This is a genomic window from Mesorhizobium sp. ES1-6, from assembly GCF_020164775.1.
Lineage (GTDB): Bacteria > Pseudomonadota > Alphaproteobacteria > Rhizobiales > Rhizobiaceae > Mesorhizobium.
On the sequence record NZ_JAIUGU010000002.1, the window covers coordinates 61,502 to 84,795 of the forward strand.

Below are 23,294 nucleotides of genomic sequence, written 5' to 3' on the forward strand. Positions count from 1 at the left end.
ACGCGGCTGCCGTGCAACATCGCGGGCAACCAAGATCACGCAGCGCTCGCGTATTCGGGATGGGTCTTGGCGCCGGTGATATAGGCGACTACGTCCTGGCCGTCAGTTTCCTCCTTTTTCAGGTTGGCACAGATGCGGCCGCGCCGCCAGATGACGATGCGGTCGCAAAGGTCCATCACCTGGCGCATATTGTGGCTGATCAGGATCAGGGGTTCGCCCGCCTCCTTAAGGGTGCGGATAATATTCTCGACCTGCTTGGTCTCCTGTACGCCGAGCGCAGCTGTGGGTTCGTCCATGATAGTAAGCCTGGAATGGAACGTGGCAGTCCGGGCGATTGCCACACACTGGCGCTGGCCGCCGGACATGTTCTGGATCGAGTGCGCGATGTTCGGAATCTTCACGCCCGTCTTCTTCAAAGCAGCGACCGTCGCCTCACGCATCCCGTTGTAGTCCAGGATCGAGAATAGTCCCAGATTGAAGCGGATCATTTCGCGTCCGAGAAAAATGTTGTCAGGAACATCTAGATGGTCAGCAAGGGCGAGACTCTGAAAAACGGTCTCGATGCCTGCCTCGCGCGCCTCAAGCGGACCCTGGAAATCCACCTCCTTGCCGCAGAACCAGACCCTGCCGGAGGTTCGCTGCTCGACCGCCGTGATCTGGCGCACAAAGGTGGATTTCCCGGCGCCATTATCACCCATGATCGCGACGTGTTCGCCCTTGCGGATCTCGAAGTTGCAGTCGACCAGCGCGTGCACACCGCCATAGTGCTTGGTCAGCCCCTCCGTCCTGAGGATCACCTCGCCGGGCGCCGCCTCTGAATGTGGAGCGTTCGTGCCGGAATGACCTGTCTGGACGTTGCTCATCAAATCCCCCTACAGCCGGGCCGATGCGCGGCGCTGGCGCCACTGATCGAGAATGACGGCTCCGACGATGATCGCGCCCTTGACCATCTCCTGGTAGTAAGCGTCGAGCCTCAGGAATGTGAAACCCGAGATGATCACGCCAAAGATCAGCGAGCCGAGCACAGTACCTATGATCGATCCACGCCCGCCCGACAGGCTGACGCCACCGATGACGGCCATGGCGATGGCGTCAAGTTCATATCCCAGTCCCATGCTGGCCTGGGCAGTCAGGTTTTTGGACGAGACCACGATTGCCGCAACCGAAGCGAGGATGGCGGACAGCGTATAGACAACCACCTTGTGGCGGTCGACCTTGACGCCCGACATCCGTGCGGCTGCTTCGTTGGAGCCGATGGCATATGTGTGTTTGCCGTAGAGGGTGTATCGCAGTACCAGGTGGAACAGGATTGCCAGCGCGGCATAAATAAAAACCGGCATCATCCCTTTGCCGATGGCTGCGTAGCTCTCGGTCGGAAAACTGATCGGTTCACCTCTGGACCACCATTTCGCGAGCCCGCGAGCGGTTACCATCATGCCAAGGGTGGCGATGAAGGGTGGAATCCTGGTGTAGGCGATCAGCGCGCCGTTGATCAGCCCGGCGATCAGGCCACACGAAAGGCCCACGACAATGGGCACGATTACCGGAAACTCCTGAAAGCCGACAGGCAGGTACAGCTTGGGGTTCAGCTGGCCGTTCACCATAAGGACCTGTGCAAAGCTCACGGCGATCATCGAGGTCGCCCCGACGACAGAACCCGAGCTGAGGTCTATGCCGCCGACAAGGATGACCTGGGTCACACCGATGGCGATGATGCCGACGATGGAGACCTGCAGGATGATGACACTCAGGCGGGCGGTGTTGAAAATCGAGCTGGCGTTGGGCCGCGTATTGAACAGGAACGAGTCTCTGTAGATGAGCCAGCCTAGCGCCTCGAACACGACCACTATCAGGACAAGGGCAATGAGAACATTAAACTCTGGCGGCCGTTGCCGCTTTGACGCATTGGCGTTGCGCTCGCCAACGCCCTGGACATTGTTCGCCATTGTAATTCCCACTGCGGCGCCCTTTCAGTCCCGCACGACACACCACGGGATCCGGGCCACCGGTTATCCGGAGGCCCGGATTGCGACGACTCAGTTCTTGTTCAGGTACTCACCGAGGTTGTCAGGTGTCACCAGCTGGAACGGGACGAAGACCTTTCGTTCGACCTTCTTGCCGTGGGCCAGGGCCAGCGCCGCGTCTACAGCGCCTTTTCCCTGGCCGGCGGCATCCTGGAAGACGGTCACGTCCAGATCGCCTGCCTGCATGGCCTGCATACCGTCCTGGCTGGCGTCGATCCCTGCGATGAGATAGGGCTTTACATCGGCTCCCGAGGCCCGGATGCCCTGGATTGCACCGATGGCGCTTTCATCATTGTTGGCGATCACGCCGTCGAACGGGGTGCCGGTCGAGAGCCAGTTGGTCATCAGGTTCTGCGCCTGCTCCCGCTGCCAGTTCGAGGTCTGCCTGTCGATGATATTGATCTTGACGCCACAGTCGGGGCCGCCGATCACGTCAAGAATGTCCTGGGTTCGCTGGACAGCGGCCTGGTTCGAGAGCTCGCCCATGATGACGTAGACGCTTGCCTCGGTCTTGCCTGCCTTCTTGAACAGCCGGCAGACTTCCTTTGTCTCAAGCGTGCCGGAATCCCGTTCGTTGGAGGCGACCAGCGCCTGGTTGGCGGGAAGGGTATCGATGTTGATCGGCTCGCGGTTGAGATAGACCAGCGGAACGCCGGCCGCAGCAGCAGCATCCGTCATCGCCTGGGTGGCCGAGGTATCCTGCGGCTGGACGATGATTGCGTCGACCTTGTTGGCCGCGAAGTTCTTGATCTGGTCCAGCTGCTTGGCAACATCGCCCTGCGCGTCTTCAACCTGAATTGTCACGCCGTTGATGGACTTTGCATAGGCCACCATTGCGTTCCTGATGACTGTCCCGAAGTTGTCGTCAAACCGCGCCATCGATACGGCGATGGTCTCGGCAGATGCCGCACTTGCCATCGAGATGATGAGTGCGGCCGATGCCAGAAGCTTTCTCATTTTTTGTTCTCCTCCAAACGCCCTCCAGGGGCGCGTCCACGTTCAGTCAAGGCACGACTGGATGGCGATCCATCGCGTGCGGGATGCATGTTTGATGCGCCCGCAAGCTGGTTCCCTCCCAGGTCCGTCTCTATCCGGAATCGCCGCACCTGTCAACATACCGCACTAATGTGCGATAATCGCACAATTCCAAGATACCCCGGGCACTGGCACTAGCGACGAAAGCATTGAGCCTCGAATTGCCGTAGTCGACGCCGGTCATCGTCCAGCCGCTGTGAAAATCGGTGATCCTTGGACCTCTCCTCCGTCATGCGAAGCCAGGCAGCGTGAGCGGTCGCCAGCGCGCGCGGGCCACCCGGTGCTGCCGCCGCCAGACAGAGCTATCGCGCGGCGGCAGCAATCAGCCGTGACAATGAAGCCGATGCCGTCCAGACACTGGTCACAATACGCCGGGCCGTCTTGTAGCCCGACACTGCCCGCCCGACGGAGGATCGCTCCCAACTGTCATTGTACCAATCTGGAAACACGCAGGGCCGAACCGCACCAGCGGAAGCCAGCGCGGTGCTGCTCATTCAGCTTCGCCTCAGATGCGGGAAACCTTCACCGGCAGACCCGTTTCGTACGACTCCTGCGCAGCCTCTCCCAACCGCAAGGCCTGAACCCCGTCGTCGGCACCAGGAGCAGGCAGCTCTCCCTTCACAAGGCACTGGATGAAATAGGCGAGTTCGGCGACATAGGCTTCGCGATAGCGCTCAATGAAGAAGCCCTGGGGCGGCTCGCGGCGGATCCCGTCGCCATCTGCCCTGGAAACCGAGGTATCGAATCGGTTTCCCAGTTCCAGTTTGCCAGCGGCGCAGTGCACCTCGACGCGCTGGTCGTATCCGTAGGTTGCTCGCATCGCATTGTTGATGGTCACGGTCACGCCCGAAACCGACTTCAGGACGACGAGTGCTGTATCAACGAAACCAAGCGCCGCGATTTCCGGCTCGGCATAGCAGGCACCCGTTGCATAGACCTCCTCAAACTCCTCGCCGACGAGCCATCTGGCCACATCGAAATCATGCACCATCATGTCGCGAAACAGCCCGCCCGACCGGGCAACATAGTCAAGTGGCGGAACTGCGGGATCGCGGCTGGTCAGAAAGACAAGCTCCGGTGCTCCAATCTCACCCTGTTGCAGCTGCCTGTGGAGGGCCGAGAAGCTCGCATCGAACCGCCTGTTAAACGCGAGCATGCAGGCAATCGATTTTTTCCGGACACGTTCCGCGCTTTGTCGAGCAGCGACGAGATCACGCTCGAACGGTTTCTCGCAGAGGATCGCCTTGCCGGCCTCGATTGCCATGTCGACGACAGCCGCGTGCGTTTCCGCCGGTGTCGCAACGACAACGACGTCGACGTCCTTGCGGCTGACGAGTTCCTCCACGGACCGCATCACTGCCGCATCGCCCGAGAGCCGCTCCGCAGCCTCTCGCCTTTCATCGAAAACCGCACGCACAGTCGCATCGGTGCGCATCCGCACATTGCCGGTGTGCACCTGGCCCATACGCCCGGCGCCTACAATCCCGAAGCCTATCGTCATCCTGGTACACCTCTGCCTAATCGCCGACCCGCATGGCGGACTCCGCCCTGTACTGGCTGCGGTGCCTGAATCGCCGGCTCAGCCAGCAGTCCAGCCGCCATCAACCATGAGGGACGTACCCGTCACCAGGGCAGCAGCGTCCGAAGCAAGGTAGGTCACCGCAGCCATGATGTCTTCGACCCTGCCGATGCGACCCAGCCTGATTTTTTCCGTGATCCATTTCATCCGCTCCGGGCTCGCGAACGTCTTCTCGGTCAGACCGGTCCGAATGAAAGTGGGGCAGATTGTGTTGACCCTGATGCCGGAACTTCCCCACTCGATTGCCATGGACTTGGTGAACCCCTCCACCGCATGTTTCGTCGCACAGTAGGCGGCACGATCAATTCCACCGACATGCGCCATCTGCGACGAGATTGTGATGATCGAGCCTGGCCTGGCGGCCGCGATCAGGCCCCTGGCGACGGCCTGTGCCACGAAGAATGCACCCTTGACGTTGACGGCAAATGCGGCGTCGAAATCTTCGGCGGTCGTGTCGAGAGCGGGCCCGTGTCGGGCAATGCCTGCGCTGTTGACCAGAACGTCGAAGGGGCCGCTCTCTGCAACGGTCCCCCTCATCCCCTCGACGTCCTGCACGTCGAGGCCGAGGGCCTGAGCGACCAGCCCTTCGGCGGCAATAGCCTTCGCCGCCTCGTCCAGCCGCGCCGAAGGACGAGCCGCCAGCGAAACGGCAGCGCCGGCTTCGGCAAGGGCCATGGCCGCGGCGAGCCCGATCCCGGAGGACGCACCGACCACTAGGGCTTTTCGCCCATCCAGCCGGAACGACGGAGTTCTGGGAAGCGACATGCTCAAACTGACCTCCTTGCGACCGTCTGGTCGGTCACCTTCATTCGGCCGCAGTCCCATAGGCGATGTTGCGGCCACCGTAGCGCCGCACGCGAACGTTTGCCTGTTCCGCGTGGCCGACGAAACCTTCGAGCATGCACAGGCGCGAGCAGTATTCTCCGATCTCCGCGGCCGCCTGGTCTGTGACGATCTTCTGGTAGGAATGCGTCTTAAGGAACTTGCCCACCCACAGGCCGCCAGTGTAGCGGCCGGCCTTCTTCGTCGGCAGCGTATGATTGGTGCCAATGACCTTGTCGCCGTTTGCAACATTGGTACGTGAGCCGAGGAACAGGGCGCCATAGGAGTGCATTTTCTCCAGAAACCAGTCGTCGCGGTCCGTCATGATCTGGACGTGCTCCGAGGCGATCTCGTTTGCGACCTCGAGCATTTCCTCATAGCTGTCGCAGACGATGACCTCTCCGTAGTCGCGCCACGAAGCACTCGCGGTTTCTACCGTCGGCAATATCTTCAGCAGGCGGTCGACCTCAGCGAGGGTGTCGCGGGCGAGCATCTCCGAGTTCGTGACAAGGATGGCGGGCGAGTTGTAACCGTGCTCCGCCTGCCCCAACAGGTCGGTGGCTACGAGTTCGGAATCCACGGTATCGTCTGCAACCACCATCGTTTCCGTCGGGCCGGCGAACAGGTCGATGCCAACCCGTCCGTAAAGCTGCCGCTTCGCTTCGGCGACGAAGGCGTTTCCCGGGCCTACCAGCATGTCGACGGGCCTGATCGTCTCGGTTCCGAGCGCCATCGCGCCGATCGCCTGCATGCCGCCAAGGACATAGATCTCGTGCGCACCGCCCTTGTGCATCGCGGCAACGATGGCCGGGTGCGGCTCGCCCTTCTGCGCCGGCGCGGCTGCGACGATACGCGGAACGCCGGCCACCGAGGCGGTCAGCACCGACATGTGTGCGGAAGCCACCATGGGGAACTTGCCTCCTGGCACATAGCAGCCGACCGACTGCACCGGAATGTTGCGATGGCCGAGGATGACACCGGGGTAGGTCTCGACCTCGACATCCTTCATCGACGCGCGCTGGATCTGGGCGAAAGTGCGGATCTGCGTCTGTGCGAATTCGATGTCGGCCATGTCACGCGCCGACACTTTCGCGAGTGCGGCCTCGATTTCCGACTGCGACAGGAGAAAGGATGGTGGCGAGAACCTGTCGAACCTCTCGGACAGCTCGCGCACGGCGGCGTCGCCCCGGGCCTCGATGTCCTTCAGGGTAGCCTCGACGACGGCGCGCACCCTGGCGTCGTCTTCTGCCCGGTCGGCAGCAGGCTTCCCGGTCTTGAGATGGCGGATGGTCATGGATCGGGTTCCTCCTGTGGGTCGTTAAGACTGGCTCACTCGCAACTGAACATGCTTTGGCCTCACCTTGCTTCTCGATCAGAGCGCGGCGAGGCGCTGGGGTACTCCCGGCACCTTTACCGGGGCGGCAAAGAGTCCTCCCGCGAAGGGCGCCGCCCGCAGCTCGTCGTCAGTATGCATGACCCGCAATGTGGTGGCGTAGAGCGTCCGGCCGTCTCTGCCGCCAAGCATCACGCAGGTTGGTCCCTTGGTGGGAAGCGCAATGGTTTCGGAGACGGTTCCGTCCGGGGCAATGCGAACGAGGCAGCCTCCCCAGACCCGGGCGTTCCAGTAACCACCTTCGGCGTCGACAACCGCACCGTCCGGCCGCCCGGCGGCAACCTCCGGACCGGCCAGCGGGGCCACCTCGGTCACGTTTTCCCATGACAGGGAGCTGATGTGAAACCGCCGGATCGTTCCCTCATGCGTGTCGGCGAAGTACATCATATCTCCGCCCGGCGAGAAGGCGATGCCGTTACTGATCGTGACGCCGGACAGCAGCTGGCTGATGTCGCCTTCGGGCGAGCAGCGGTAAAGCGCCGCCACGGGCTTGCGACCGCGCTCGTCGAAAGTCCCGAAGACGACCCCGCCGAAGGGATCGACGGCAGCGTCGTTGACCCGTGTCTGCGGCAGGCCCTCTTCGATCAGGGCGACCGTCTCGAAGACCTGGAAAGCCGGGTCGCAGATCGCGATGCGGCTCGCCAGGCCTATGACGAAGCCCGGTCGACTGCGCGGAAGAACGAACCCCGCGCGTTCGGGCAGGGGAAACACGGTCACGGCCCCGTTAGCATCCAGACGGTAGATCCGGCTCTCGGCGATGTCGGTCCAGTACAGCCGGCCATCCCGGGGGTCCCAGACGCAGCCTTCGCCGAGGGTGTTTCTGCAGTCGACAACGCAGGTCGCGGTCACGCCCCTGCCCCTGCCCCTGCAGCCATCCCGATCGAGGCGAGATAGGTGAAGCTTTCCCGCGCGTTGTCGAGCGGCGAGGCATCGCCCGTCGGGTCCACGTCCTGCTCGACCACAGCCACGCCGCCGTACCCGATGTCCGTGAGCGCGTCGCGGACTGCAACGAAATCAACGACGCCCTTGCCCAAGGGGCAGAAGATGCCTCTGGCGATCGCGTCGAAGAAGCCGATGCCTTCGGCGACACAGGCTGCGTGCACCCCTTTGTCAATGTTCTTCAGGTGCATGTGGCCTACCCGGCCCTCATAGCGCCTGATCAGGCTGATCGGGTCGATGCCCGCGTAAGCCGAGTGGCCCGTATCGACACAGAGCCCGACCAGATCATCAGGCAGGTCGGCCATGGCGCGGTCCAGCTCGTCCTCGTATTCGATGTAGCAGCCGGCATGCGCGTGCAGGTAGGATGTAACGCCGTAACCGTCGCGCGCGATCTTCGCCAGTTCGACGATGCGGCTCATCATCGCCTTCCAGTCCCCGGCGCCAAGGCGCGGCGCCTGCTCCGGACGACCGGCGAACATGCCACGTCTGTCGGACACGCAGTCGATGATGATGAGCCGCGGCGCCGCCAGTTCCCTGAGTATGGTGCAGGTGCGCCGGGTTTTGTCGACTACATCGGCGAAGGCGCCTGGATCCGTCAGAGGGTCGAAGAGCCCGCCCGCGGAAAGGCTCAGGTTTCGGCTCGCCAGTTCGTCGGCGAGGCGCGCGGTATCGGTCGGGAAGAAGCCCACTGGCCCGAGGTCGATCGCCGCGAAGCCCGCGGCTGCCGCCTCGTCCAGAACCCGTATCCAGGCAGGGTTCTCCGGCCGGTCGGCGAAATCGACGCCCCAGGAGCAGGGGGCATTTGCCAGTCGATAGGAAGCCGTCATCGGGCAATCTCCTCAGTCGTGACCCAACGGTGTTCCTCTGCGGACACCAGAACCGCCTCGACAACGCGGTCCACCACATAGCCAAACTCGAAGTCGGCGACCCAGGGTTTGCCCGAGGCGACGGCCTCGATCAGCCGGCGTGCCTCGATGATCTTCAGGTCGTTGTAGCCAAGCGGATTGCCCTGAAGCCCGAAGAAGGCCGCATAGTCCGGGTGCTGTGGCGCAGCGAGAATGCGTTTGTAGCCACGCTCGGCCGGTTTGTCGGATACCCGGTAGAGATTGAGCTCGTTCATCCGCTCCTGATCGAACAGCAGGGCGCCTTTGGTGCCCTGTATTTCGTAAGACAGATAGAGCTTGCGTCCGGTGCCGATGCGGCTCGCCTCGAGGTATCCCGATGCCCCGTTTCTGAAACGGCACAGGAAGTGGGCGAGGTCGTCATTCTCGACAGTCCGCTCGTTTCCCTTCGCGTCCCTGCGCCTGGCATGCAGGATCTGCCGCGCGCCACAGACTTCGGTGACCTCGCCGACCAGATAGTGCGCGAGGCTGAGCACGTGGCTCGCCATGTCGCCGAGCGCGCCTGCCCTGCCAGCGGCCTGCGCGTCAGTTCGCCAGGTGAACGGGAAGCTCTCCTCGACCATGTAGTCATTGTCAAAGGTTCCACGGAAGTGGAAGATCTCGCCGAGTTCACCGGTCTCGATGAGCTGCCGGGCATAGGCCTGGATCGGACTGCAGAGGTAGTTGAAGCCCACCAGTGTCACGACACCGGCGTCTCGCGCGGCCTCGTGCATTGCCCGCGCTTCGCGCGCCGTGTTGGCCATCGGTTTTTCGCAGTAGACATGCTTGCCGGCGGCTATCGCTGCAAGCGCAATCTCGGAGTGGACGTCATTAGGCGTCGTGATGTCGACCACGTCGATGTCGGGATCGTTGATGATGTCGCGCCAGCTGGTAGTGAAGGACCCGACGCCGAAGCGCTGCGCGAAATCCTTCGCCGCCTCTTCGCTTACGTCGGCCACCGCCACGATCTTCAGCGTCGCGGGACCGGTACCGAAAATCCGGGTCACACCTTCGAAGGCGGCCGCATGGGCCCGTCCCATCCATCCTGCGCCGATAAGGCCTACTTTGATTACAGTCACTTTGGCTTCTCCAGGAGGGAGGCACATGGTGCGATGCGCGCCATGGGTTTTCCCGTTGTTAATTGCGGACAGTTTGCCGGGCCGCGCGTGCTTCCGCGGCCAACGCCGACTTCAGAAGGTTTGCTTCACTGTTGGGAACGACGAAATCAAAACCCTCACCGCTGCGCCGGGCAGCAACCGCGCTGGACGGGCAGAAGATCCCTGCATGCTTGCCGTGTGCCCTGGCCGAGGAGAGGCAAAGCAGGATTGCTGCCCTTACCGCCTCGTCCGTCGGGTCCCCCAGTGTGCCCTTGCCCATCGCGAGCCCAACGTCGTTGGGACCCACGAAAATCCCGTCCAGACCTTCTACCGCGCAGATCTCGTCAACGGCCTCCAGCCCCTTGAGGGTCTCGATCATGCCAAGCCGCACGATCGAGGCGTCGGCATAGGTAGGGTAGGACGCGCCGCCGTAGAGCAGGCCGCGTGCAGGGCCGAAGCTCCGGTTCCCAAGCGGCGGATAACGCGTTGCCGCCACGAAGGTCCGGGCATCGCGGGCACTGTCGATCATCGGGCAGATGATGCCAAACGCACCGGCGTCGAGCGCCTTCATGATCAGGGCGGGGTCGCAGGAGGGGACACGCACGATCGGGGTGGCCGGGGTCGCTGAAATCGCCTGCAGCATCGAGATCATGGTCTCTACCCCCGTCATCCCGTGCTGGAGATCCACCAGGACGCAGTCGTAGCCAGCCCATCCGGCGATCTCCGCCGTGTAGCTGTTGCCGATCGATAGCCACGCGCAGACCGCCGCCCCGCCGCTGGCCCATACGTCGCGGATGTTGTTACTGCGCATCAGTCGCGACCTTCAGGACGGAGGGGTTGACGACGAGGGTCGGATCGAGAACCCCATCAATGCCCGCCAGCGCATTACGGGCGGTCACAATCCCCATCGCCAGAAGGGATTCTTCCGTGAGGGCCGCGGAGTGCGGGCTGAGGACGACGCGCCGGTCATCGACCAAGGGGTGGACGGTCGGGAGCGGTTCAACCTCAAACGTGTCCAGCCCTGCCGAACGGACATGGCCAGTTTCCAGCGCCTCGACCAGGGCCGCCTCGTCGATGATGCCGCCGCGCGCGGCATTGATGACGATCGCGCCGGGTCTCAGCGCCTTCAGGGCCGCCGCGTCGATCAGGTGGTGGGTGGCTTCCGACAGGGGGACATGAAGGGTCAGAATATCTGCGGCGGCGAGGCCATCCTCAAGCCGCTCGACAAAGCGCGCGCCGGCGTGATCGGCACGCGAGGCGAAGGGGTCATGCACCAGGATATGCATTCCGAAGGCAGTCGCTCGCCTGGCGACTTCGCGACCGATCCGGCCGAAGCCGACGATGAGCAGCGTGCGGCCCCGGAGCTCGACACCGATAAGCCGCGACCGGGCGCCGAAGTCTCCGGCCCGGATGGCCGCATCCAGCCGGATGCCGCCCCGTGCCGCGGCCAGCATCAGGAACATCGTCTGTTCGGCGACAGAGATTGCGTTGACGTCGCCCACGACCGTAACCGGCACGCCCCGTCCGGTGCAGTAGTCTACCGGGATGTTGTCGTAACCGACTCCGTGACGCGACACGATCCGAAGGTTCGGAGCCGCGGCCAGAACCTCCATGGGCAACGGCGCGTCTCGAACTGTTATCGCGACCGCGTCTGCAACGCGGGCGATCAGGTTCTCCTTCGAGAAATCTGTCACGACCTCGTAGGAGACGTCGCTCCGCTCCTCGAAGAGCGCGAGTGCTTCGGCGCGCAGCGGCTGGATGACAAGGATTTTCTTCATGGCTTTCGATCTCACCAGCGGCTGCCGAAGACCGGCGTCGCGGCGCCGGACGGAAAGAAGCTTTCACGGAAGCGCGCGGCCGCGTCCCTGACCCGGACCGGCAGCGTCATGGTCGGCTGATGCCTCTGCACGGGCGCGTAAGCGACGGCGTCCCGCCCCTCGGCCAGACTCCACCGCATGCCGTCGTTTGCCGAGACCACGTTGATTGCATGGAAGCCGGAAAACTCTGCGGTCGCGGACTTCGTAACGGCCTGGGCCCAGTCTTCGTTGCCAAGCCACATCTGCTGGCCCCAGAGCCCGAAGGCCATGTGCGGACCGGGCATGTTATCGCCCGGCTGGCAGTAGCCTATCCGCAGCGAGAGGAACGCCATGCCGGTATCGTCACTGACCATTCTTCCGTACCGCTCGACAAAGAGCTTGGACGCCCCGTAGGGGTTGACAGGCCACGGTGGCAGGGCCTCCGTCAGCGTCTCGCCTCCGAAGCGATACCCTCCGAGAACCCAGTTGGAGCTGGCGAACACGAAGCGTTTTACGCCGCCATGCCGGGCAGCCCTTATGACATTGAGCGCGAGGTCGATGTTGAGGCGTGAGACCGTTTCCCAGCCGCCGGCCGCGCGGGGATCCGCGGCAAGATGGAGCACGGTGTCGATACCTTCGAAATGCCGCGCCCAACGGTCGTCATACGTTTCCAGGTCGGCGGTCACGACCGCCGGGTCACTGGCGCCGTTGCGGCCGATGCGGGTCAGTTCCAGGCCATTGACCGCCTGAAGCGCCGCCGCTGCCTTCTGGCCGAGGTTGCCGGTGGCGCCCGTCAGGAGGACGTGCCGGCGCGGGAGGAGAGCGCCCATCACACGCCCATGCGCTGGAACCTGCGCTGATCCTCCTGCGCGTCCCGCGCAGTTGCGATCGTTGCACGTTCAGTTACTTCGGGCATGCCCACGTCCCACCACGAACCTCCGTCCATCCACTCGTAGGGATGAGTGCGCATGGCGATGACGTAGGTCCGGTCGCTGGCACGCGCGCGGCCTATCGCAGCCTCGAGCTCCTCGATTGTAGCAACCGTTTCGGACCCGGCACCCATCGAGCGGGCATGCATCGCGAAGTCGATGCGGGGAACCTCTCCGCTGCGCTTTGAGGAGGCGAACAGGTTGTTGAACTCCGCGCCTCCCTTGCCGACCTGCAGCCGGTTGATGACCGCGAAGCCGCCATTGTCGCAGACGATGCAGATGATCTTGTTCCCGGTGAGAACGGAGGAATAGATGTCCGAGTTCAGCATCATGTAGGAGCCATCGCCCAGCAGGGCGAAGATTTCCCGGCCCGGGCTGGCGATCTTCTGGCCATACGCACCGGCTATTTCATAACCCATGCAGGAGAACCCGTATTCGGACTCGAAAGTGCCGATTCCAATTGACTTCCAGGTGCAGTAGAGCTCGCCGGGCAGGCCGCCGCCCGCGGTAACGATGACATCGTCAGTCCTGGCGTTGCGCTGCAGCGCTCCGATCACCTGCGGGTAGTTGGGCACGTCCTGGTTCGTGGGTCCCGTGCGTTTATCGATTACCTCGTCCCAGAGCGCTTTCTCCAGGACCGCCTCCTCGGCCCAGGCGGCAGGGGCTGACCAGTCGCCCAGACCCGCCGCGACCGCCGCGAGCGAGAGCTTCGCGTCGCCGATCACCGGCTGGGCCATGTGCTTGTTGGCGTCGAAGCGGTTGGCGTTGAGCGCGACGAACTTCACATCCGGATCGCGAAACACGCTCCATGAGCCAGTGATCATGTCGGCCATCCGCGTGCCGATCGAAATAACCAGGTCGGCCTTGCCGGCGATGGCGTTGGCCGCGGTGCCGCCCATGACACCAATCGAAGCGAGGTTGAGCCGGTGTTCGTGCAACAGGGCCGAACGCCCCATGATGGTTTCAGCGACCGGGATCGCGAAGCGGTCGCTGAACTCAGCCAGCTCTCCCGTGGCACCCGAGTAGTGGACGCCCCCGCCGGCTATTATGAGTGGTCGCTTCGACGCGCGGATCATGCGGATTGCCGCCTCGATCTGATCTTCGGCCGCGGGGTATCGCGGAATGCGGTGAAGGCGCTCGACGAAGAAGGCTTCCGGGTAGTCGAATGCTTCACCCTGTACATCCTGCGCCAGCGAGATGGTCGCGGGACCACAAGCCGCCGGATCGAGCATCAGTGCCACGGCCTGCGGCAGCGAGGTGAGGATCTGCTCCGGGCGGGTGATACGATCGAAGAACGATGACACGGCTCGAAAGGCGTCGTTCGCAGTCAGCGACATGTCGTGGAAATGCTCGACCTGCTGCAGGACAGGGTCGGGAAGGCGCGAAGCGAAGGTGTCGCCGCACAGGAAGAGCACAGGAAGGCGGTCGGACATAGCCACGCCAGCGGCCGTGACCATGTTCGACGACCCCGGGCCGACCGAGGCCGAGCAGACGTGGATCTGCTTGCGACGGCGGGCGCGGGCATAGGCGACCGCGGCAAGCGCCATCGACTGTTCGTTTTGCCCGCGATAGGTCGGAAGCCGGTCCTGGACCTCTTCCAGCGCCGAGCCCAGGCACGTGACGTTGCCATGACCGAAGATGGCGTGCACGCCCGAAAAAAGCGGAAGAACCTCCCCCTCGTCCTCGATCTTCTGCGCGATCAGAAACCGCACGATGGCCTGCGCAAGCGTCAGCCGAACCACACTCATCATTTCCTCCGCGGATACTCCTGGACAACCGCTCGCAACGGCGGCGTTGCGTTCGTGAATCGATCGCGTGCGCATGTTTGCCGTCTGGCGAGATCCATTTCCCATATTCCACTCGCGCTGTCAACATGTCGCGCAGATGTGCGATAAACGCACATTGACGGGTCGGGCCTTTTGTGAGATTTATCGCCCTCATGGACACCGACATTCAGAAGCGTGACTTTGCCCAGACCCTTGCGCGGGGGCTTGCCTGCCTCGAACGCCTTGCCGAGGCCGATACCCCGTTGACGTGCACCCAGGTCGCGCATGCAATGGACGTCAGCCGGGCTGCGGCCCGGAGAGTCCTGCTTACCCTTGAGAGTCTCGGCTACGTCAGGGAGGAGCGCGGGGTTTATGGGGGTACGCCGAAGGTGCTCTCCCTCGGACGCGGCGTCCTGGGACGAACGAGCGTCTGGAATGCCGCAGCGTCCATCGTGGTGGCGCTGGCGGACCGGGTCAATGAGCCGTGCTCGATCTCGGTTCTCGAAGGACTGGACATCATGTTTGTCAGCCGGGACTCGACCCGACGCGTCTACACGTCGCGCCTTGGTGTCGGCGACCGGTTGCCCGCCTATTGTTCCGCCAGCGGCAAGATGCTCCTTGCCTCCCTTCCTGTCGCCGAGCTCGACAGGCGCCTCGAGGGGATCGTGCTGGAAAAGCAGGGCCCGGCGTCAGTGACGGATGTCGGTGACCTGAAGACGAGACTGGACGAAACCCGGCAGGCGGACTTTGCAAGGGCGATCGACGAAATGGAGAACGGCACGATTTCGATCGCCGTACCTCTGCGCGAAAGGAGCGGTCGCGTCGTCGCCGCAATGAGCGTCGCATCACACAGAGACAGACTGTCACCCGAGGATCTGACCAGCAATGTCCTGCCCCGACTTCGCGAAGCCGCCCGTGAAGTCGAAGGAGTCTTTCGCGACTTCCAGGAAAGAGGATGGGCATCCCTGTGAACCTCGTTCCTTGCCGAAGCCTCCTGACCTTGCCTGCTCGAGGCGAGCTTCTCGAGATGTCGGGCGGTCGGTGCGAAGCCAGAGAGTCAACGCCAGGAGGGTCAGCAGCTGTGCGTGATCTGAGCCCGCCTCGCCTGCGCCAGGAACGGTCAGACTGAGGCCGTAACGGCGCGACCTTCCCGATGGGATTGACGCGCCGCATCGGCAAGCGCCAGCGCCCTGCGTCCGGCCGCAAAGTCCGGCTGTGGCCTGGTCCTGTTCTGGACGGCGTCGATGAATGCGTCGAGTTCCAGTGCATAGGTCGGCAGATAGCGGGCCAGGAAATCCGGCGCCAGCAGGTCCTTGGCGTTCACACCTGCAGCAGTGGTCCGCTCGATCGCGGTGCGATGGAGGTTACCCGATGAAATCATCCCGAGAGACCCGAACACTTCGACCCGCTGGTCATAGCCATAGGCAGCTCTTCGACTGCAGTCGATCTTGCAGAAGGCGCCGTTTTCAAACCGCATCAGTACCTGCGCCGTGTCGGTATCGCCATGCCGGGCAATTTCCGCGTCGACCAGATTGGAGCCCATGGCAAAGACCTCCACCTGACCGGATGCGCCGGAGAGCCAGAGCGCAAGATCGAAATCATGGATCATCTGGTCATGAAACTGGCCACCCGAAACGGCGATGTAGGAATAGGGCGGCGGTCCCGGATCCCGGCTGATGATCGAGATCACCTCGACCTTGCCAACCTCACCGCCCGCGACAGCCGCATGAACGGCGCGATGGGTGGGATCGAAACGACGCTGGAAGCCGATCATGACCGGAACATCGCACCCCTCGATCGCCCTGGCGCATTGATCCACACGCGCCATGTCGAGGTCGATCGGCTTCTCGCACAGAACCGCCTTGCCCGCTTTCGCCGAGGCGATGATCAGGTCGACATGCGTGTTCGTCGCCGACGAGATGATGACCGCATCGACGGCCGGGTCGCTGAGCGGGCCGTCAGGAGTGGTTGAGGCCCTGGCGCCGAACTTTGCTGCAAGCGCGGTGGCGCGATCGAGATCGGGATCGACGACGTAAGAAAGCTCGGCCCGGCTGCTGGCAGCGAGATTTGCGATGTGGCGTTCGCCCATGCGGCCGGCGCCAAAGACACAGAATTTCATGATTTCCTCGTCTGATCATGGTGTGGAGCAGGCGACCGGCTTCCAGGTGCCGCCGTCCTGCTGGGAAGCCATCGCCGCCTCGATCAGCGCCATGACTTCAATTCCGTCATCGATGCCCGGGAGGGTCGAAACGTAGTGCTGATGCGGATGGCCAAGACGCCTTGCAATTATGGCGCGGGCAAAGTCGGAATAGAGGTTTGCAAAGGCCAGCGCATATCCCTCGGGATGGCCCGGCCGGAACCGCGTTGCCTCTTCGGCCTCCCTGGACAGGCTGTCATATCCCCGCGCGAGCCTTACGGCGGGCCTGCCTATTGGCTTGAACCAGAGGACTTCAGGATCTTCCTGTACCCAGGTCAGCCCTCCTTTCTCGCCGAAGACCCGGAAAGACAGTCCATGGTCATTGCCGGCAGCGACATAGCTGCCCCAGATACGGCCGCGTGCGCCGTTGCTGAAACGGGCAGTGACATATGAATTGTCAAACACCTCCCGGCACTCGACAAAGGTCGACATCTCGGCAGCCACTTCCGTAATGCTCAGGCCGGTGACGAATGTCGCGATATTGTGGGCGTGGGAAGCGACCTCCCCCAGGATCGCGCCTTTTCCCATCGAATCCGCCCTGAACCGCCAGTGTCTCTGGGCCGGGTCTGCCGGCTCGACACTGACGCCTGGATCACCAGCGCAGAGCTCCGCCTCGACAAGACGAAGGCGACCGAGCTCGCCGGCAGCGACCATCGCTCTTGCCTGTCTGACCATCGGATAGCCGGTGTAACAATGGGTCAGGCAGAAAAGCCGGTCATGCTCGCGCACCACGGCCGCCAGGTCGATCGCCTGCGCCAGGCTTGCCGTCACCGGCTTTTCGCAGATGACGTCGATGCCTCTTTCGAGGAATGTCTTCGCCACATCGAAATGAAGTTGTGGCGGTGTCGCGATCGCCACGACATCGATGCCATCGGGCCTTCGCGATTCCGCATCGGCCATCTGCCGGTAGTCGGTGTAGATACGCCCGGCATCCAGAAGAGCGGCCGCGCCCGATCGGCGGGCGATCGCGGGATCGACCGACATCGCTCCCGCAACCAGTTCATAGAATCCGTCGACGCGCATGGCAACCAGGTGGGTCCTGCCGATGACCGAGTCCATGCCACCGCCGACCAGCCCTATGCGAAGCCGGCGACCAAATTGCTCGAGCAGCTCAGCCTTCTATCCAAAACCCTTTGCCAAAAAAATGGCCTCCCGCCTGCGCGGGAGGCCGCCGCCGCACCTCAGAAATCAAACTTGTCCACATTGTCTTTGGTGAAGATGTAAGGGTCGCCGAGGAGCACCGTGTCCTTTGAAATGAACTTCAGCTTGCCCAGCCGGCCTGCCTCGACCACGCCAGAAGCCGGATCCAGCTTGCCGTCCAGCAGCGCTTTGGTGATGTAGATGGCTCCATAGCCGATATCGATGGGGTTCCAGAGCGCCGCTTCCTTCAGCGAGCCATCCTTCAGATAAGGCTTGATGAGGCTCGGAACGCCGAGCCCGGTCACGGTCACCTTGCCCACAAGACCAAGCTGCTTGACCGCTTCCAGCACGCCTGGCGTGGCGATGCCGGTAACGCAGAACACGCCCTTCGTGCCAGGGTTGGCCTGCAGGTAGCTGAGCGCGACATTCTTGCTTTTTTCCAGATCCTCATCGCCGGGAAGAACCGCCGCGAACTTCATGCCTGGGTACTTTTCAGCCGCGTACTTCTTCATCTCCTCGATCCAGCGGTTCTGGTTCGGTGACGTCAGCACCGCCGTGATGACCAGGAAGTCGCCGTCGGACGTCCCCGCATCGCGGACCATCATTTCGACCATGGTGCGGCCCATATCCGGGAATGTCGCCTGGTTGAGAAAGACACTGCGGCCCTCTGCGCCGACATCGGCATCCCAGGTCATCGTCCTGATGCCTGCGTCCCGGGCGCGTTTCATCGCCGGGACAAGAGCATCGGGGTCATTGGCCGAGACGGCAATCGCAGAGACCTTGCGCCGGATCCAGCTGTCGATGAGGTCCGACTGCGCGGCGACATTGGCGTCGACCGGGCCATTGAACTCCACCTTGACGCCAAGCTCGGCAGCTGCCTCCTGCGCCCCCTTGTTGGCTGCCACGAAGTAGGGATCGCTGGTAAATTTCGGCATCATGGCGATGACGATATCGTCGGCCGATGCGGATCCCGCGCCGGCGAACGAAAGCAGCATGGCAGCGCAGGCGGCGCCCAGGCCGAGAAGCACTTTGCGACGTGCGAGCGAAACTGTTTGAACTGGAGAACGATTCACGGTTAAACCTCCCATTGCGTTGATAGGCTATGCATACGACGTGGCGCGGCTGGCAGGCTTTCACACGGTGTGCCGGCCGCAACGTCGATCGAAAGTGCCGGAACGTCCGGCCTGCCTCCCCATTTCCCTGTCTGTCCCTGGCGCCTCCTCCCTTCACGCGAGCCCTGGCTCACACCCGGTCTTTTCTGAAGAACTCGTTGAGGAACACGCCTGTCACCAGACACAGGCCGATGACGATCAGACCGGCATCGCTTCTGATGCCTGCGAAAACCAGGCCGTCCTGCAGATAGGACAGGATAAGGACACCCATGACCGTGCCGGCGATGGTTCCCGAGCCGCCAGTGATCCTGGTGCCGCCGAGGACAACCATCGCAATGACAATCAATTCCAGCCCGTATCCGGCGTTGCCGCGCGCCGTCGAAAGCCGTGACGTCTGGATGAGACCGGCAATCCCGACCAGGAACCCGGCCAGGGTATAGACGGCAATCTTGACGGCGCTGACATTCACGCCCGAGAACCGGGCAGCAAGCTCGTTGTTGCCCACTGCATAGACGTAGCGGCCAAAGGTGCTCCTCGCCAGCACGATGCCGACCACGCATATCAGCACGATAAACACGATCAGCTGGACAGGGACGATGCCGGAGATCCAGCTTTGCCCGAACATGGCGAACCAGGACGGGAAGCTCGACACGGCACGGGCGTTGGAGACCGCGAAGGCAATGCCGCGGAAAAGTGCAAAAGTGCCAAGCGTGACGACAAGCGGATGCAGGCGTAGCGCCGTAACCAGCAGGCCGTTGAAAAACCCGCCAAGTGTGCCGACGGCGATGCCCGACGCGATCGCTGCCCAGAGCGGGAAGCCTGCCTGATAGCTGAAGCCAATGGTGACCGAGACCAGCGAAAGCAGGGCGCCGACGGAGATGTCGATGCCACCGGTGATGATCACAAGCGTCACGCCAAGCGCGACGATGCCGGACTCGCTAAACTGGCGCGTCACATCCAGCATCCCGTCGATGCTGAAGTATCCGGGGGAAAGCGCACTGGTTATGGCAATCTGGGCAACAAAGAAGAGAAACAGGCCGGCAGCACGGTTGATCTGCCACCGTGTCACGCGCGCAGGGTTCGCCGGGGTGACAGTTGTCATTCGACCGGTCTCCTGCCCTGGAAGCGCAAACGGATGCCCTCCACGCTGACGGCAAGCAGGATGAGTGCTCCAAGCACGAGCAGTTCGAACGTGCCGGGCACGCGATTGAGCGTCATCGCGTTGAGGATGACGCCAACAAGGAGGGCTCCGACCACGGGCGCGAATGTCGAGCCCTTGCCACCTGCAATGCTTGTTCCGCCAAGAACCACGGCAGCTACGACCTTCAGTTCAAGGCCCGTCGCCGCAGTCGCCTGCAGCTGGCCGATCTGGCCGATCATCACGGATGCTGCCAGACCACAGCAGAGACCGGTGAGCGCAAAGGTAGACGTGCGCACAAGATTGACAGGCAGGCCGATCATTCTTGCGGCGCGCGGATTGCCACCGACGGCGTAGACATTCCGCCCCAGGGTCGTGTGGCGTGCCAGAATGTCCATTGCCAGGCAAAGCCCGATCAGAACCAGGATCGCGACCGGGATCGCAAGCAGGCTTCCCTGACCAAAATCGCGGGAGCCGGCTGCAAGGTTGAGAACCTGTGCGCCCGCAAGCAGCAATACCAGTCCACGATAGACAAAGAGAGCACCGAGGGTGGTGATGATCGACGGTACCCTTCCGTAGGTGGAGACAGCGCCGTTGATGAGCCCGAGGAGAAGCCCGGTTGCCAGTGCACCAAGTAAAGGCACCAGCGATCCGCCGGACAGATCCGCGATATTGCCGTAGACGAAGGCGCAGACAGCCACCACCGACCCCGTTGAAACATCTATCTCGCCAGCCAGGATGACCTGGTTGACGGCGAGTGCGACAATGGAAACGACTGCCACCTGCTCGACGATGCCGCGCAGGTTTGCGGCCGAAAGAAAGCCCGGCGTCGCAACCGAAAGCACCACGACCAGCAGGACAAGAAAGGCTGCCGATGGCGCTTCAGGCCTGTGCAGGGCAGACTGCCACGCGCTGGCCACGAAATGACGGATACGTGTGGTGATGCCTGCAGCATGGGACAGCGCACTATGCGACATGGGAGTATTCCTGACCCGCGGCAGCGGCCCCGATGGCTTCGGCGGAAAATCCGTCACGGTCGAATACGCCGGTGATGGATCCTTCGTGCATCACCAGGATCCGATCCGAAAGCGAGATCACCTCGTTCATCTCGGAGGAAATCAGGATTACGGCCTTGCCTGCCTGCGCCAGGCCTTCGATCAACGAATAGATCTCGGCCTTTGCACCTATGTCGACGCCGCGCGTGGGTTCATCCAGGATGATGATGCGCGGATCCGATGCCAGGGTCTTGGCCAGCAGGACCTTCTGCTGGTTGCCGCCAGAAAGGACCTCGACCGGCGCCTCCAGTCCGGCGCCAACAATTCTGAAGCGCCTTGAGGATTCCCGGGCGAATGCGCGCTCACGGCGTCTGGCAACAAATCCCATGGTCGAAAGTCGATCGAGAATTGCAAAGCTGATGTTCCCTGCAATCGACTCCGGCAGGATCAATCCTTGCGATCTGCGCTCTTCAGGCAGATAGGCGATCCCGTGAGCAAGAGCTGCTTTGACCGAGCGGATTTTCACCGGTCTGCCGTCAATGACGATAGTGCCCGAATCTGCTGGATCAAATCCATAGATCGCCTGGGCCACTTCGCTGCGTCCGGCGCCGATAAGGCCGGAAATACCAAGGATCTCGCCCGCGCGCAGGGTGAAGGAAATATCGCGAAAGCTGCCCGTCCGGCAAAGTGCCTCTACCGAAAGTATATCGGCACCGATGAGGTGATGCCGGCGCGCATACAGTTGATCGAGCGCGCGGCCGACCATGGCCTGGACCAGGCTTGCGACGGTGAAATCCCGGGTCGGGCCACAGGTGACCATCCCGCCGTCGCGCAGCACGACGATACGGTCACTGATCTGGAAGATCTCATCTAGCCGATGCGTGATGTAGATGATGGAGACGCCTTTTGCGGTCAGTCCTCTAACCACGGAAAACAGTCGTTCTGCTTCGCGCTCCGTCAGTGCGGCTGTCGGCTCGTCCATGATGATGAGGCGTGCCTCACGGTTAAGCGCCCGCGCGATCTCGACCAGCTTGCTGCTGGCAGCCGAAAGCGCCCTGACCGGAAGGGTCACATCGAAACTGACGCCCAGGCTGGCGAGAATCTCCCGCGCACGTCTTCGCATTACGGCCCAGTCAAAGCCGCCCCAGAACGTGCGCGGTCGGTCACGGCCAACAAACAGGTTTTCCACGATCGACAGTTCTGGAAAAAGGTCGAGTTCCTGCGGTATCATCGAGATGCCGTGGGCCTCGCCATCGCGGGGGCTGCCCATCCGCACCCGCTGGCCCGCGACCTCCACAGAACCTTCATCCGGCGCGTAGAGGCCATAGAGACACTTGACCGTCGTGCTCTTGCCCGCGCCATTCTCGCCGGCGATAGCGATCACCTCGCCAGGGTTCACCTCGAGGTCAACATCGCGACAGGCGAATACTCCCCCGAAGCTCTTGCCGATGCCCCTGAGGGCGTAGGCCGGACTATGCATGTGTGCTGGCGACATCATTGCCATGCTCCGGACGGTCTGCACCGATCGGGTTGTCGTCGGCGGCCCCGATTACCCTCTGGTCGAAGTCGACTATGGAACCTGTCATCAGGCCCGACTCGTCGGAGGCCAGGAAAGCAAGAGCCTTCGCGACATCCTCGGGTGAAAGCAGCCGGCCAAATGGCTGCGCGGCCGAGACACGTTCCAGCCAGTCCTGCCCGAGCCCGTGGAAATTCGCCTGCAGCTCATGTTCGGTGGGCGTTGCGGTCCAGCCGATGTTGAGAGCGTTGACCCGGATACGGTCCCAGCGCAGCGAATTGGCGAGGTTCTTGGTCAGGATGAGCAGCGCAGCCTTGGCGGCACTGTATGCTGTTATGTAGGGCTGGCCGCCATAGGCTGCGATCGAGCCAATGTTGGCGATGGTGCCGCCTCTGCCGCCGCTGCGCATTACCGGAACACTGCGCTGTATGAGCAGGAAGGGGGCCCTCACGTTTACCGCGAACAGATAGTCCCACAGATCGGGCGTGGTCGACTCCAGCGTGCCCCGGGTCGTGGCGCCGCAACAGTTGATGAGAGTATCAAGCCGGCCGAACTTCGCTTGGGACTGATCGATCACGCTGAAGCAGTCTTCGGCCCGGGAAAGATCCGCCTGCACGAACAGCGCGCTAGCGCCAAGCCCCCGCAGCTCGTCTTCTGCCGCCTTGCCATTGACCGTGTTGCGGCCACAGATCGTTACAGACGAGGCCCCCCGCTGGACCAGCAGACGGGCGGTGGCCAGCCCGACGCCCTGGGTGCCTCCGGTAACGACGACGGCCTTGCCGCGGAACGACTGCATGCTTCCTCACCCTTGAGATTATTCCCAATAGATTTATATTATAAATCACAATGGGATGTCGCTATTTTTGGGATCGATACCAATTTCTCTTTGATCCGTCAAGGGCACGACAATCTCGCGACATGGTGCTAGAGCTTTC

The 23,294-nt window shown here is 62.6% G+C and carries 21 protein-coding genes; 1 reads left to right on the forward strand and 20 read right to left on the reverse strand.

Annotated elements, in window-relative coordinates; translation table 11 throughout:
- Positions 1-35: 35 nt before the first annotated feature.
- From LB564_RS05080 to iolD, 13 genes are all read right to left on the reverse strand, one after another.
- Complete coding sequence (locus LB564_RS05080; RefSeq protein WP_224535538.1) at positions 36-863, reverse strand: ATP-binding cassette domain-containing protein; 828 nt, start codon at positions 861-863, stop codon at positions 36-38.
- Positions 864-872: 9 nt separating this feature from the next.
- Entirely contained in the window at positions 873-1,946 is a 1,074-nt protein-coding gene (locus tag LB564_RS05085) for an ABC transporter permease (RefSeq protein ID WP_224535540.1), read from the reverse strand.
- Positions 1,947-2,036: 90 nt separating this feature from the next.
- Positions 2,037-2,981: a substrate-binding domain-containing protein gene (locus LB564_RS05090; protein ID WP_224535542.1), complete on the reverse strand. Its 945-nt coding sequence runs from the start codon at positions 2,979-2,981 to the stop codon at positions 2,037-2,039.
- A gap of 583 nt (positions 2,982-3,564) precedes the next feature.
- Complete coding sequence (gene iolG, locus LB564_RS05095) at positions 3,565-4,560, reverse strand: inositol 2-dehydrogenase (protein WP_224535544.1); 996 nt, start codon at positions 4,558-4,560, stop codon at positions 3,565-3,567.
- 78 nt (positions 4,561-4,638) lie between these two features.
- A complete protein-coding gene (locus LB564_RS05100) occupies positions 4,639-5,403 on the reverse strand; it encodes an SDR family NAD(P)-dependent oxidoreductase (RefSeq protein ID WP_224536650.1) in 765 nt (254 codons plus the stop codon).
- Between the two features lie 40 nt (positions 5,404-5,443).
- Positions 5,444-6,754: a histidinol dehydrogenase gene (gene hisD, locus LB564_RS05105; protein ID WP_224535545.1), complete on the reverse strand. Its 1,311-nt coding sequence runs from the start codon at positions 6,752-6,754 to the stop codon at positions 5,444-5,446.
- Positions 6,755-6,832: 78 nt separating this feature from the next.
- Positions 6,833-7,702, reverse strand: coding sequence for an SMP-30/gluconolactonase/LRE family protein (locus LB564_RS05110; protein WP_224535547.1), 870 nt, complete (start codon positions 7,700-7,702; stop codon positions 6,833-6,835).
- Positions 7,699-8,619, reverse strand: a complete 921-nt coding sequence (locus tag LB564_RS05115) for a TIM barrel protein (protein WP_224535549.1) — start codon at positions 8,617-8,619, stop codon at positions 7,699-7,701. Before LB564_RS05115 ends, LB564_RS05110 begins: the two co-directional genes overlap by 4 nt.
- Positions 8,616-9,779 (reverse strand): Gfo/Idh/MocA family protein, encoded by a 1,164-nt coding sequence (locus LB564_RS05120; protein ID WP_224535551.1) that lies wholly within the window; start codon positions 9,777-9,779, stop codon positions 8,616-8,618. Before LB564_RS05120 ends, LB564_RS05115 begins: the two co-directional genes overlap by 4 nt.
- A 31-nt stretch (positions 9,780-9,810) precedes the next feature.
- Entirely contained in the window at positions 9,811-10,581 is a 771-nt protein-coding gene (locus LB564_RS05125) for an HpcH/HpaI aldolase family protein (protein ID WP_224535553.1), read from the reverse strand.
- The gene (locus LB564_RS05130; protein ID WP_224535554.1) at positions 10,571-11,548 is read right to left on the reverse strand and encodes a hydroxyacid dehydrogenase; all 978 of its coding nucleotides are present in this window, start codon (positions 11,546-11,548) and stop codon (positions 10,571-10,573) included. The genes LB564_RS05125 and LB564_RS05130 overlap by 11 nt, the downstream gene beginning before the upstream one ends.
- A gap of 11 nt (positions 11,549-11,559) precedes the next feature.
- Positions 11,560-12,396: an NAD-dependent epimerase/dehydratase family protein gene (locus LB564_RS05135; protein ID WP_224535556.1), complete on the reverse strand. Its 837-nt coding sequence runs from the start codon at positions 12,394-12,396 to the stop codon at positions 11,560-11,562.
- Entirely contained in the window at positions 12,396-14,243 is a 1,848-nt protein-coding gene (gene iolD, locus LB564_RS05140) for a 3D-(3,5/4)-trihydroxycyclohexane-1,2-dione acylhydrolase (decyclizing) (RefSeq protein ID WP_318012767.1), read from the reverse strand. The genes LB564_RS05135 and iolD overlap by 1 nt, the downstream gene beginning before the upstream one ends.
- A 191-nt stretch (positions 14,244-14,434) precedes the next feature.
- Between iolD and LB564_RS05145 the strand changes: the two genes are divergently transcribed.
- A complete protein-coding gene (locus tag LB564_RS05145; RefSeq protein WP_224535560.1) occupies positions 14,435-15,232 on the forward strand; it encodes an IclR family transcriptional regulator C-terminal domain-containing protein in 798 nt (265 codons plus the stop codon).
- A gap of 149 nt (positions 15,233-15,381) precedes the next feature.
- Here LB564_RS05145 and iolG (LB564_RS05150) read toward each other — a convergent pair whose 3' ends face one another.
- The 7 genes from iolG (LB564_RS05150) to LB564_RS05180 all read right to left on the reverse strand — a co-directional run bounded on the left by iolG (LB564_RS05150) (position 15,382) and on the right by LB564_RS05180 (position 23,155).
- Complete coding sequence (iolG, locus tag LB564_RS05150; RefSeq protein WP_224535562.1) at positions 15,382-16,380, reverse strand: inositol 2-dehydrogenase; 999 nt, start codon at positions 16,378-16,380, stop codon at positions 15,382-15,384.
- A gap of 15 nt (positions 16,381-16,395) precedes the next feature.
- Positions 16,396-17,568 (reverse strand): Gfo/Idh/MocA family protein, encoded by a 1,173-nt coding sequence (locus LB564_RS05155; protein ID WP_224536652.1) that lies wholly within the window; start codon positions 17,566-17,568, stop codon positions 16,396-16,398.
- 71 nt (positions 17,569-17,639) lie between these two features.
- Positions 17,640-18,671 (reverse strand): substrate-binding domain-containing protein, encoded by a 1,032-nt coding sequence (locus LB564_RS05160; RefSeq protein ID WP_224535564.1) that lies wholly within the window; start codon positions 18,669-18,671, stop codon positions 17,640-17,642.
- A 169-nt stretch (positions 18,672-18,840) separates the two neighbouring features.
- Complete coding sequence (locus tag LB564_RS05165) at positions 18,841-19,812, reverse strand: ABC transporter permease (RefSeq protein ID WP_224535566.1); 972 nt, start codon at positions 19,810-19,812, stop codon at positions 18,841-18,843.
- Entirely contained in the window at positions 19,809-20,825 is a 1,017-nt protein-coding gene (locus LB564_RS05170) for an ABC transporter permease (protein ID WP_224535568.1), read from the reverse strand. The genes LB564_RS05165 and LB564_RS05170 overlap by 4 nt, the downstream gene beginning before the upstream one ends.
- Positions 20,815-22,341: a sugar ABC transporter ATP-binding protein gene (locus LB564_RS05175; RefSeq protein WP_224535570.1), complete on the reverse strand. Its 1,527-nt coding sequence runs from the start codon at positions 22,339-22,341 to the stop codon at positions 20,815-20,817. The genes LB564_RS05170 and LB564_RS05175 overlap by 11 nt, the downstream gene beginning before the upstream one ends.
- Positions 22,316-23,155, reverse strand: coding sequence for an SDR family oxidoreductase (locus LB564_RS05180; RefSeq protein ID WP_224535572.1), 840 nt, complete (start codon positions 23,153-23,155; stop codon positions 22,316-22,318). Before LB564_RS05180 ends, LB564_RS05175 begins: the two co-directional genes overlap by 26 nt.
- Positions 23,156-23,294 lie beyond the last annotated feature (139 nt).

What these genes read in the sequence shown, in the direction of transcription:
- LB564_RS05170 (WP_224535568.1), bottom strand. Translation starts at nt 20,825, where the DNA reads ATGTCGCATAGTGCGCTGTCCCATGCTGCAGGCATCACCACACGTATC.
- LB564_RS05135 (WP_224535556.1), bottom strand. Translation starts at nt 12,396, where the DNA reads ATGGGCGCTCTCCTCCCGCGCCGGCACGTCCTCCTGACGGGCGCCACC.
- LB564_RS05120 (WP_224535551.1), bottom strand. Translation starts at nt 9,779, where the DNA reads ATGTGCCTCCCTCCTGGAGAAGCCAAAGTGACTGTAATCAAAGTAGGC.
- LB564_RS05125 (WP_224535553.1), bottom strand. Translation starts at nt 10,581, where the DNA reads ATGCGCAGTAACAACATCCGCGACGTATGGGCCAGCGGCGGGGCGGCG.
- LB564_RS05100 (WP_224536650.1), bottom strand. Translation starts at nt 5,403, where the DNA reads ATGTCGCTTCCCAGAACTCCGTCGTTCCGGCTGGATGGGCGAAAAGCC.
- hisD (WP_224535545.1), bottom strand. Translation starts at nt 6,754, where the DNA reads ATGACCATCCGCCATCTCAAGACCGGGAAGCCTGCTGCCGACCGGGCA.
- LB564_RS05085 (WP_224535540.1), bottom strand. Translation starts at nt 1,946, where the DNA reads ATGGCGAACAATGTCCAGGGCGTTGGCGAGCGCAACGCCAATGCGTCA.
- LB564_RS05175 (WP_224535570.1), bottom strand. Translation starts at nt 22,341, where the DNA reads ATGATGTCGCCAGCACACATGCATAGTCCGGCCTACGCCCTCAGGGGC.
- iolG (WP_224535562.1), bottom strand. Translation starts at nt 16,380, where the DNA reads ATGAAATTCTGTGTCTTTGGCGCCGGCCGCATGGGCGAACGCCACATC.
- LB564_RS05145 (WP_224535560.1), top strand. Translation starts at nt 14,435, where the DNA reads ATGGACACCGACATTCAGAAGCGTGACTTTGCCCAGACCCTTGCGCGG.
- LB564_RS05165 (WP_224535566.1), bottom strand. Translation starts at nt 19,812, where the DNA reads ATGACAACTGTCACCCCGGCGAACCCTGCGCGCGTGACACGGTGGCAG.
- LB564_RS05180 (WP_224535572.1), bottom strand. Translation starts at nt 23,155, where the DNA reads ATGCAGTCGTTCCGCGGCAAGGCCGTCGTCGTTACCGGAGGCACCCAG.
- LB564_RS05130 (WP_224535554.1), bottom strand. Translation starts at nt 11,548, where the DNA reads ATGAAGAAAATCCTTGTCATCCAGCCGCTGCGCGCCGAAGCACTCGCG.
- iolD (WP_318012767.1), bottom strand. Translation starts at nt 14,243, where the DNA reads ATGAGTGTGGTTCGGCTGACGCTTGCGCAGGCCATCGTGCGGTTTCTG.
- iolG (WP_224535544.1), bottom strand. Translation starts at nt 4,560, where the DNA reads ATGACGATAGGCTTCGGGATTGTAGGCGCCGGGCGTATGGGCCAGGTG.
- LB564_RS05080 (WP_224535538.1), bottom strand. Translation starts at nt 863, where the DNA reads ATGAGCAACGTCCAGACAGGTCATTCCGGCACGAACGCTCCACATTCA.
- LB564_RS05090 (WP_224535542.1), bottom strand. Translation starts at nt 2,981, where the DNA reads ATGAGAAAGCTTCTGGCATCGGCCGCACTCATCATCTCGATGGCAAGT.
- LB564_RS05115 (WP_224535549.1), bottom strand. Translation starts at nt 8,619, where the DNA reads ATGACGGCTTCCTATCGACTGGCAAATGCCCCCTGCTCCTGGGGCGTC.